1 protein-coding gene is annotated in these 3,102 nt (G+C 54.4%); it reads right to left on the reverse strand.

Going from position 1 to position 3,102, the window contains the following annotated elements:
* Window positions 1-1,559: DUF7827 domain-containing protein (locus tag AC6I6L_RS20640; RefSeq protein ID WP_497919663.1), on the reverse strand; the 1,559-nt coding region annotated here is incomplete at its 3' end.
* Window positions 1,560-3,102 lie beyond the last annotated feature (1,543 nt).

The following is a 3,102-nucleotide window of genomic DNA, read 5'->3' on the forward strand; positions in this document are numbered from 1 at the left end:
GACTCGAGGTCGTCGACGGCGAGACCATCTGCGTCATCTGCTGGGATTGTCCAGGTTGCGAGTGCGTCCTCAGTGATGGCGTCACGGTCTTCGAGCACGAGCAGTGCGGTGTCCTGCTCAGTGTCCGTGTTGGCGACGTTGCCATCAAGTTCGGTGAAGACACTCAGTTCGTAGTCGATCGCTGCGAGCGGTGGCTCGACAGTAGCGCCCGAGGCGTTGATGACTTCCAGGTCGTCGTCATCGTCGAGCGTGCTGTATGCGGTGTTTCCGGCCGTCTCGTTACCTGCTTCGGAGGTGTCCATCACGATCGTGACATTGTCGCTGTCACTGTTGTCCTCGATTTTGAGGAGGACTTCGTAGCCGGACTCGTCCTCGTCACCGATCTGGACGTAGGCAGGGTCGTCGTAGTTCTCGATATTGACGGTGATGTGAGCGTTGTTACCGAGTTTCTCTTCGAAGGCCGACTGATCGAATTCGATGTCTTCGTCGGGTGCGTCAGAGACAACGACTTCGTCAGTCGTTGCGGTAATGCCCGTGTCGTCGTGTTCGACTTCGACAGTGTACGTACCTTCGTCGATGTCGTCAGCAGCGAAGGTCAGTTCGGCTTCACCTTCACCATCAAGTTCTCCCGTGACAGGGTCAACATCGTCGACTTCCTCGCCGTCTTGGTCGAGCAGCGTTGCGGTGACCGAGTCACCGTACGCATCACTGGTTGCGCTCACGTCGACGTCGAGGTCACCGAAGGACTCTTCTGGTGCGTCAGCCTCGAGTTCGAGGTCCAGGAGCTCGAGGAAGACGCGGTCCGCGCTCGAGGAGGTGTTATCGAACGTAACGTAGTACTCACCGGGTCCGAGATTGCCCGTGTTGTAGTTTGCTGCACTGCCTGGTTCGGTGTTGAAGCGGGCAACGCGGTTCTCGTGGTCGGAATCGGAGTAGATCCGGACGACCTTCTGCTCAGTGGCGTTGAAGGTACCAACTTCGCCTGCGAAGGCTGCTACTTCGCCGTCGACGTCAGTATCTTCGTTGACAGTGAACGTACCGCGCTCGATGAGGCGGTAGTCATCCGTGACAGAGTTTCCATCCTCATCTTCCACGGTGTGCGTGACCGCTCGTGTGGTTTCGGCACCATCGGTGTCAACGTCAAGGCTGAGGGTGAAGGTCTGCGAAGAGGTCACACCGCTAGCATTAACGGTGACATTGAACACTTCGTCGCCGTCCTCAAAGTGACTGGTGTCTACGCTGTCTAGGCTACCAATGTCTGAAGCCGAAATGGAAGTAATGCTAGCATTTGCGTCGTAGGTTTCACTAGCATCAATGGTCAGGTTTTCTTCGGCATCGTCAGCGTCGACCATAATTTCTACATCTTGAGTCTGTACCACATCATCATTGTCGCCACCGAAGATGATGGTGTCATCTTGGATGGTGGCATCGGTAACTTGGTTGGGTGCTGCCGCTGCCGATCCCGCAAACGCTGCGGACATGGCAACAACGGACAGCACCATAAGTGCGGCCAGGAACACTGCACGTCCCTTTTCGCGATAGTTTGGTTCGCTTGTCATTTATTGTTGTGTTATTATTGTATTTCGTGTTAGTTTCGGCGCGATTCACCGGAGGCAACCGATCGGCAACCGATCAACTTGCATCGACGTCGACCAGCTCGACCTTCCGGGTAGGGGTATTCAGACTTCATTAGCCTCTCGGTATAAGTCTTGTGTATTGATAGGTGCGATACACAGAACGGAACTCGGGCCAACAACCGACAGACAGGGTTGAGTTCCAGACCAGTTATGTGATTATGTAACGAAAGTTTGGATATTCATAATAACCAAAATATTAATCAGTTCGACATCCGTACGGGTATGCACAGGGTGATTCGCACCCTATCCCCCGAGGGGTTTGGGGGGTTCACCATAGCGCACCGCAGAAACCGGGTAGGGCCTGTTTTTGCCGGTGCGAATGGTGTTTTCAAGACACTACCCCTGGACGGTTACTGATTAGTTCAGCGCTCTCGTTTCCGAATCGCCATCTCACCATCGACAGTGATGGGGTCGCAGACAAACTCGCTCGCCACACGATATAGATCGAGAATATAGCGAACGTTACCTGTTATTGGATCAAACGATCGAAGCCCCGATTCTCGGATTTCGTCACCAAAGGATTCGTAAAGACGTCTGGGAGAGATTTCGTCACAACGAGCACTGTACTCTTCGCCGATCGAGTAGCGGCGATTCGGGTATGTCTCGAAGTGCTCGCGATCGATCAGCCAATGTGTCTCTGATCGTCGTCGCTCGTAGACGACGGTGTCGTACTTTTGCAACTCTCGCTCACCCAGATAGTGAAGAATCCAATCGTACACGTCACGTGGGACAGATGACTGGACAGGGTCACGTTCCGAAAAGTCGATCCCTTCCAGTACAGTTCTGTTTTCCTCGACAAATACGTTCGCAGCTGCCTGCTCGTCGCCAGAAAGATAGTACACCGTCGTGAAAGACCCGCTTCCTGCTGGTTGGCTCTGGTCACTCGTCCGACGGACCTTGATCTTCCGGAGCGATCGACGCTCGTCGAGATTCAAGTCGCCAACGTTGATGGCCGTCCGCGGGCAGTCAGCAAGTCGATCGTACTGTTTTGTCACTTAGCCTGTTCATCCTTCTTTTAATTATATTAATGTGTTGCCACAGGTAATGGCGTGAGGAATTTCGACTCGAATCGGTTTTTGCTATTTCAACTCTCAAGCATCCCCTCTTTCGCCTTCTGAATCCGGATGTACTCTTCCCGATCGCCGTTATCTCGGTTAGGATGCACGTTTGCGGCTTTCCGACGCGCGACCGCCGTGACGACGTCATCGGGAGCGTCCGGCGCGACATTCAAGATCTCGTGGGACTCCTCGTCAAGGCCGTCGCTGCTTGAGGCCAGTGGCGTGGCGATCGTCTCGATCAGCTGAATGAGCTACTGTTGACGGAACAGGAGTGTAGTGCCTCCAGTCCTGTCGCTGTGTGGGGTAGCGTTCGATAAAAGGAAAGTGCGGCAAGGACCGGAACGAAGTCCGGTAGTTAGGGTAGCTGCTTAGTCCTGGCGGCGGAGTGCCAGCATCGCAGCGGCGAG

This window comes from Halosolutus sp. DAT137, from assembly GCF_059736405.1.